Below are 7,182 nucleotides of genomic sequence, written 5' to 3' on the forward strand. Positions count from 1 at the left end.
TGTACACAGCCTAAAGTGGACCTTCGCCACCTACCCACCGGTAGGTCCGGCACGGTGGCCCGGCCTTCGGGACCTCGATGCAACGGCCTTGTATGACGATCGCTAAGCTGACGTGCCATGACCACTGTCCAGGAGCCGTCCGCGCCCGAGGCGGCGAGTACGCCCGATATCCACACCACCGCCGGCAAGCTGGCCGACCTGCGCAACCGTCAAGCCCAGGCTCGGATCCCGGTCGGTGAGGCCGCAGTCGAGAAGGTTCACGCCAAGGGCAAGCTGACTGCTCGTGAGCGCATCCAGGCGCTTCTCGACGAAGGATCGTTCGTCGAGCTCGACGCCCTCGCTCGCCACCGCAGCACCAACTTCGGTCTGGCCGACAACCGTCCGCTCGGCGACGGTGTCGTCACCGGCTACGGCACCATCGACGGCCGCGACGTGTGCGTCTTCTCGCAGGACGCGACGGTCTTCGGCGGTAGCCTCGGCGAGGTCTACGGCGAGAAGATCGTCAAGGTCATGGACCTGGCCATCAGGACCGGCCGTCCGCTGATCGGCATCAACGAGGGTGCCGGCGCGCGCATCCAGGAGGGTGTCGTCTCCCTCGGCCTCTACGGTGAGATCTTCCATCGCAACGTGCAGGCCTCCGGTGTCATCCCGCAGATCTCGCTGATCATGGGCCCCGCCGCCGGTGGTCACGTCTACTCCCCCGCACTCACCGACTTCGTCGTGATGGTCGACCAGACCAGCCAGATGTTCGTCACCGGCCCCGACGTCATCAAGACCGTCACCGGCGAGGACGTCACGATGGAGGACCTCGGCGGCGCCCACACCCACATGGTCAAGTCGGGTGTCGCGCACTACGTCGCCGACGGCGAGCAGGACGCCCTGGACTACGTCAAGGATCTGCTGTCCTACCTGCCGAGCAACAACCAGGCCGCCGCGCCGCGTCTCGCGCCGACCGACCCGATCGTCGGGTCGATCGAGGACTCCCTCACCGCGGAGGACATCGAGCTCGACACGCTCATCCCGGATTCGCCGAACCAGCCGTACGACATGCACGAGGTCATCCGTCGCCTGCTCGACGACGACGAGTTCCTCGAGGTGCAGGCCGAGCGCGCGAAGAACATCATCGTCGGCTTCGGCCGCGTCGACGGCCGCAGCGTCGGCATCGTCGCCAACCAGCCCACGCAGTTCGCCGGCTGCCTCGACATCGACGCGTCCGAGAAGGCCGCGCGCTTCGTCCGCACCTGCGACGCGTTCAACGTGCCGATCATCACGCTCGTCGACGTGCCCGGCTTCCTGCCCGGCACCGAGCAGGAGTACAACGGCATCATCCGCCGCGGCGCCAAGCTGCTCTACGCCTACGGTGAGGCGACCGTCGGCAAGATCACGGTCATCACCCGCAAGGCCTACGGCGGCGCGTACGACGTCATGGGTTCCAAGCACATGGGTGCCGACGTCAACCTCGCGTGGCCGACCGCGCAGATCGCCGTCATGGGCGCCTCCGGCGCCGTCGGCTTCGTCTACCGCAAGCGCCTGCTCGAGGCCGCGAAGAACGGTGAGGACGTCGACGCGCTGCGCCTCGAGCTGCAGAACGAGTACGAGGACACCCTGGTGAACCCGTACGTCGCAGCCGAGCGCGGCTACGTCGACGCGGTGATCCCGCCCTCGCACACGCGCGGCCAGATCGTCTCCGCGCTGCGCCTGCTCGAGCGGAAGATGGTTTCGCTCCCGCCGAAGAAGCATGGAAACATTCCGCTGTGACGCTCCGCGGCAGGACCGGGCGCATCCGGTCCTGCCGCGACCTGCACGGCGTAGCACGTCGCCGACGACGTGCGATGAACCCGAGAGAGGGATCGACATGACAGCGACCCGGTGGGCATCCGATGCCCGTGCGGACGCGTATCCGGGGGGTGCCCTGTGACAGCGACGACAGAGGACAAGATCATCACCGAGTTCGAAGTCGACGAGCAGTCGCCCACGGTCGAGGCCACGCCCGACGACGGAGCGGGAGAAGCCGCTCCGGAGAGCTCCACGGTCGCCGAGACCGCGGCCGCCCTCCGCATCGTCAAGGGCAATCCGACCGACGAGGAGATCGCGGCTCTCGTCGCCGTGCTCGCCGCTGCCGCTGCGTCGGCCGGCGAGGACGTGAGCGACACCCGGCCGCCCGAGACCTGGGGGGATCCGACCCGGATGCACCGCCGGTGGGCGCCGTTCTCGCCGTATTCCTACCCGAACCGCGGCTGACGTGTCGCGGCTCGTGCTCGCCTCGGCTTCACCGGCCCGCCTCGCAGTTCTCCACGCGGCGGGCGTGAAGCCGTTGGTGCAGGTGTCGGACGTCGACGAGGACGCGCTCATCGCGTCCCTGGGCCCCGACACCCCACCGGCGCAGGTCGTCACCGAACTCGCCCGTGCCAAGGCCACCGACGTCCTGCCGGTCCTGCGCGAGCAGGGTCTGCGGGACGCCGTCGTCATCGGCTGCGACTCGATGCTTCTGATCGACGACGACCTGCAGGGCAAGCCCGGCACCGTCGAGGCGGCCCGGGAGCGCTGGCGGACGATCGCCGGTCGCAGCGGCGAGCTGCTCACGGGTCATGCCGTGCTCCGTGTCCGGGACGACGAGGTCGTCGCCGAGGTCGCCGACCACAGCGGCACCGTCGTACACTTCGGTACCCCCACCGACGAGGAGCTCGAGGCGTATCTCGACAGCGGTGAGCCGCTCGAAGTGGCCGGCGCCTTCACGCTCGACGGTCACGGTGGCTGGTTCGTCGAGCGCATCGAGGGAGATCCGTCGTCGGTCATCGGCATCGGACTCCCGCTGGTGCGGCGCCTGCTCGCCGAGGTCGGTATCTCCGTGGCGCGGTTGTGGGCCGAGAATGCCGCCATCCCCCTGGAGTCGCTCGAGAACTAGGCCGTCTCCGGCCCTATCGGGTCGTGCCGCCGTACAGGGATTTCTGCAGCGAGGTCACCATCGCCCCGGCCTTGGCCTTCGCGCGGTCCGCGTCCACTCCGTGGAACGTCTCGTCCACGGTCTCGCACCACAACTGCAACCACCGCTCGAATCGGGCGGGGGTCAGTCCGTGGTGCCCGTGCAGCGCCCGGTGCACCGGCACGAACGCGCCGCGATAACGGGTCGTGCGGAAGAGGATCTGCTCCCAGAAGTCGCCGACGACCACCAGATGGTCGTCGAGTCCGACCACGGCGAGGACGTCGAAGACCGGTGCGAGCACGGGATCGGCGAGTGCGCGTTCGTAGAACCGGCGGACCAGCAGGTCGATGTGGTCCCGCGATGCGAGTTCGGCGCGGGCCGGCCGCCCGGCGTGAGGGTTGCTGCGGGTCACGTCCCGTCACGGTACCGCCTAGAATCGACGGCGCACCTGCCACCACAGCCTCAGGAGCCCATGTGCCCGTCGCACCCGATAGCAACCCTTCGTTCGCCGCATATGCGGATCCCGGCCGTCTCGTGTCGACGGAGTGGTTGTCCGCTCATCTCGGCCATCCCGAAGTGAAGGTCGTAGAGTCCGACGAGGATGTCCTGCTCTATGACGTGGGGCACATCCCCGGTGCGGTGAAGATCGACTGGCATCTCGATCTCAACGACCCCGTCACCCGCGACTACATCGACGGCGAGCAGTTCGCCGCGCTCATGGACCGCAAGGGCATCCGTCGCACCGACACCGTGATCATCTACGGCGACAAGTCCAACTGGTGGGCCGCCTACGCGCTGTGGGTCTTCACCCTCTTCGGTCACGAGGACGTCCGCCTCCTCGACGGTGGCCGCGACGCATGGATCTCCGAGAACCGCGATACCACCCTCGACATCCCGTCCGCCACGACGAGCGGCTACCCGGTCGTCGAGCGCAACGACGCCCCGATCCGCGCATTCAAGGACGACGTCCTCGCCCACCTGGGCGCGGGTCCGCTGGTCGACGTGCGGTCGCCGCAGGAGTACACCGGTGAGCGCACCCACATGCCCGACTATCCCGAGGAGGGCGCCCTGCGCGGCGGTCACATCCCCACCGCGGTGTCGATCCCGTGGGCGAAGGCCGCGGCGCCCGACGGCCGGTTCCGCGCCCGGGCCGAGCTCGACGAGATCTACGGCGACATCGCGAAGGACGCCGACGTGATCGCCTACTGCCGGATCGGCGAGCGGTCGAGCCACACGTGGTTCGTCCTCACCCACCTGCTCGGGTACTCGAACGTGCGCAACTACGACGGTTCGTGGACCGAGTGGGGCAACGCGGTCCGCGTGCCCATCGCCAAGGGCGACGAGCCCGGAGAAGCGCCGGCCGCATGAGCATCCCCGCCCCCCTCGCCGAGATCGTCGACGACTTCGCTGCCGTCGAAGGTCAGGACAAGCTGCAGTTGCTTCTCGAATTCAGCCGCGAGCTCCCGCCGCTTCCCGCCGAACTCGAGGAAGCGGCGATGGAGCCGGTGCCCGAGTGCCAGTCGCCGCTGTTCCTGTCCGTCGACGCATCCGACCGGTCGCAGGTGAAGCTCCACTTCAGCGCACCCCCCGAGGCGCCGACCACGCGCGGATTCGCCTCGATCCTGCACCAGGGACTCGACGGTCTCAGCGCGCAGGAGATCCTCGACGTGCCCGACGACTTCTACGCCTCGCTCGGGCTCGCCGAGGCCGTCAGCCCGCTGCGGTTGCGAGGGATGAGCGCGATGCTCACGCGCATCAAGCGGCACCTCCGAACCTGACGCGGTCATGGAGTTCACCGAGCTCGCCGACTACCGGATCCCTCCCGGCGTGCTGACCGAATGGCTGCCCTGCGCGGCCGAGGACGACTGGCGCGAGGATCCCCGTCCCGCCTCGTACATCCACGAGGCGCATCTGAGGCGCACTTCGGGGATCCGGTACGGCGGTGGCCGCGACTCCTGGCTCGGCACGGCCTTCGAGGTCGCCGGGCCGGTCGACACCGAACGGTTCCGGCGGGCCCTGCAACGCTGGATCGACCGGCACGAACCACTGCGCAGCCACGCCCACCTCGCGGGGGAGCAGAGCGGGAACGACCTGGTGCGGCGCACCGCACCGCCGGGCAGGGTGTCGGTGCGTCCCATCCGGCACGATCCCGCCGATCCGGACACGATCCGCGACCACCTGCTCGGCCTGTTCGACGACTACACGACGCCGCATCTGTGGCCGTCCTACGTCTTCGCGACGCTCGAGCGGACGCCGGACGGGGATGCCGGCGACACGGGGGGCGCGAAGGACACCGATGAGCGGTTCACGGTCTTCTTCGGCGCCGACCACTCGATCATCGACGGGTACTCCGTGGTACTCGTCGCGCACGAGATCTCGGCGCTCTACGAGGAGGAGCGCACCGGTCGCGCGGCCGACCTGTTCCCGGTGGGGAGCTACATCGATTTCGGCGCCGCCGAACGGGACGAGTCCGCACAGCTGGACGACCATCACGAGGCGGTGCAGATCTGGCGGCGCACCCTGACCGAATGCGGAGGCGAACCACCCGCCTTCCCCCTGCCGATCGGTGCGCGACCATCGCACGCCACACCCCAGCAGCGACTGTCCGAGCGCTGGTTCGACGACGACGAGGCGAGTGCCTTCTCCACGTGCTGCCGCCGTGCGGGGACGGGCTTCTTCGCCGGCGTGCTGGCGTGTTTCGGCCGGGCGACGGCCGAGATCACCGGCGCCGAGCGGTTCCGGACCGTCGCGCCCGCGCACACCCGCGCCGGCCCGATCTGGGCGGGTTCGCTCGGCTGGTTCGTCGGCCTTCGACCGATCGACCTGAACCTTACGGGCACAACGGATTTCGACGTCCTGGCGATGCGCGCCGGCGACGAACTGCACCGCACCCGGGCGAGTGCGCGAGTGCCGTTCGTGCGGGTGGGCGAACTCCTCGGCGTCCCCATCCGCCCCCGGTTCGTCGTGTCCTACATGGACGTGCGGTTCGTTCCCATGGCAGCACAGTGGCCCGAATGGAACGCCCGGGCCCTGCGCAGCCGCAGCTTCACGCACGACGTGTACATCTGGATCAATCGCACCCCCGAGGGCGTGAACATGTCGGCGCGATTCCCCGACAACACGGTCGCGGGCGAGAACGTCCCCCGCCTCATCGCACGCGCCCGCGAGCTGATGCACGAGGTCGCGGTCGGCGGGCCGTGGATCGCGCAGCCGGAAACGGTGACGGTCCCACCTACCGGTGAGTAGCATCGGATGCTCGAAGGCCCGCCGTAATGTATAGGGGCCATCCGGTTACGTCGTCGATCCGATTGGCGCTTAGACTGCCCGTCGACGGAAATAACCTAACGATCGATCAACAGGAGGCTCCGTGCCCAGTCATGCCAGCGCGCAGATCACGAAGGTGCTCGTCGCGAACCGCGGCGAGATCGCTGTGCGGGTCATCCGAGCCGCCAAGGACGCGGGCTACGGCAGTGTCGCCGTCTACGCCGAACCGGACGCAGACGCACAGTTCGTGAAGCTCGCCGACGAGGCGTTCGCACTGGGCGGCACCACCTCCGCCGAGTCCTACCTGGTGTTCGACAAGATCCTCGACGCCGCGGCCAAGTCCGGCGCCGACGCCATCCACCCCGGCTACGGCTTCCTCTCCGAGAACGCCGACTTCGCGCAGGCCGTGATCGACGCCGGCCTCATCTGGATCGGCCCCTCGCCCCAGTCCATCCGCGACCTCGGCGACAAGGTCACCGCCCGCCACATCGCCGAGCGCGCCAAGGCCCCGATGGCGGCCGGCACCAAGGACCCGGTGAAGAACGCCGACGAGGTCGTCGAGTTCGCGAAGAAGTACGGCGTGCCCGTCGCGATCAAGGCCGCCTTCGGTGGTGGCGGACGCGGCATGAAGGTCGCGCAGACCATCGAGGAGATCCCCGAGCTGTTCGAGTCGGCCACCCGTGAGGCCGTCGCCGCCTTCGGCCGCGGTGAGTGCTTCGTCGAGCAGTACCTCGACAAGGCCCGCCACGTCGAAGCCCAGGTCATCGCCGACCAGCACGGCAACGTCATCGTTGCCGGCACTCGCGACTGCTCGCTGCAGCGCCGCTTCCAGAAGCTGGTCGAGGAGGCTCCCGCGCCGTTCCTGACCGACGAGCAGCGCAAGCGCATCCACGACTCCGCCAAGGCCATCTGCCGCGAGGCCGGTTACTACGGCGCCGGCACGGTCGAGTACCTCGTGCAGGGCGACACCGTGTCCTTCCTCGAGGTCAACACCC

At 68.8% G+C, this 7,182-nt stretch carries 8 protein-coding genes; 7 read left to right on the plus strand and 1 reads right to left on the minus strand.

Annotated elements, in window-relative coordinates; translation table 11 throughout:
* Window positions 1-117 precede the first annotated feature (117 nt).
* From R1101_RS0112745 to R1101_RS0112755, 3 genes are all read left to right on the plus strand, one after another.
* A complete protein-coding gene (locus R1101_RS0112745; protein WP_016933803.1) occupies window positions 118-1,758 on the plus strand; it encodes an acyl-CoA carboxylase subunit beta in 1,641 nt (546 codons plus the stop codon).
* Window positions 1,759-1,914: 156 nt separating this feature from the next.
* Complete coding sequence (locus R1101_RS0112750) at window positions 1,915-2,241, plus strand: acyl-CoA carboxylase subunit epsilon (protein WP_016933804.1); 327 nt, start codon at window positions 1,915-1,917, stop codon at window positions 2,239-2,241.
* A 1-nt stretch (window position 2,242) separates the two neighbouring features.
* Window positions 2,243-2,905, plus strand: coding sequence for a Maf family protein (locus R1101_RS0112755; RefSeq protein ID WP_016933805.1), 663 nt, complete (start codon window positions 2,243-2,245; stop codon window positions 2,903-2,905).
* A gap of 13 nt (window positions 2,906-2,918) precedes the next feature.
* Here the strand turns inward: R1101_RS0112755 and R1101_RS0112760 are convergent, their stop codons facing one another.
* A complete protein-coding gene (locus tag R1101_RS0112760; RefSeq protein ID WP_016933806.1) occupies window positions 2,919-3,335 on the minus strand; it encodes a group III truncated hemoglobin in 417 nt (138 codons plus the stop codon).
* A gap of 62 nt (window positions 3,336-3,397) precedes the next feature.
* Here R1101_RS0112760 and R1101_RS0112765 point away from each other — a divergent pair, with 62 nt between their 5' ends.
* From R1101_RS0112765 to R1101_RS0112780, 4 genes are all read left to right on the plus strand, one after another.
* A complete protein-coding gene (locus R1101_RS0112765) occupies window positions 3,398-4,291 on the plus strand; it encodes a sulfurtransferase (RefSeq protein ID WP_016933807.1) in 894 nt (297 codons plus the stop codon).
* On the plus strand, window positions 4,288-4,701 hold the full coding sequence (locus tag R1101_RS0112770) for a SufE family protein (RefSeq protein WP_016933808.1): 414 nt from the start codon (window positions 4,288-4,290) through the stop codon (window positions 4,699-4,701). Before R1101_RS0112765 ends, R1101_RS0112770 begins: the two co-directional genes overlap by 4 nt.
* A gap of 7 nt (window positions 4,702-4,708) precedes the next feature.
* A complete protein-coding gene (locus tag R1101_RS0112775; RefSeq protein ID WP_016933809.1) occupies window positions 4,709-6,169 on the plus strand; it encodes a condensation domain-containing protein in 1,461 nt (486 codons plus the stop codon).
* Between the two features lie 121 nt (window positions 6,170-6,290).
* Window positions 6,291-7,182 (plus strand): ATP-binding protein (locus R1101_RS0112780; RefSeq protein WP_016933810.1); only part of this gene is annotated, 892 nt, incomplete at its 3' end.

Origin of the sequence: Rhodococcus sp. R1101 (genome assembly GCF_000278445.1) — a bacterium.
Taxonomy (GTDB): domain Bacteria; phylum Actinomycetota; class Actinomycetes; order Mycobacteriales; family Mycobacteriaceae; genus Rhodococcus; species Rhodococcus gordoniae.

Coding starts and splice junctions, on each gene's coding strand:
- R1101_RS0112745 (WP_016933803.1), top strand. CDS start 118: ATGACCACTGTCCAGGAGCCGTCCGCGCCCGAGGCGGCGAGTACGCCC.
- R1101_RS0112770 (WP_016933808.1), top strand. CDS start 4,288: ATGAGCATCCCCGCCCCCCTCGCCGAGATCGTCGACGACTTCGCTGCC.
- R1101_RS0112775 (WP_016933809.1), top strand. CDS start 4,709: ATGGAGTTCACCGAGCTCGCCGACTACCGGATCCCTCCCGGCGTGCTG.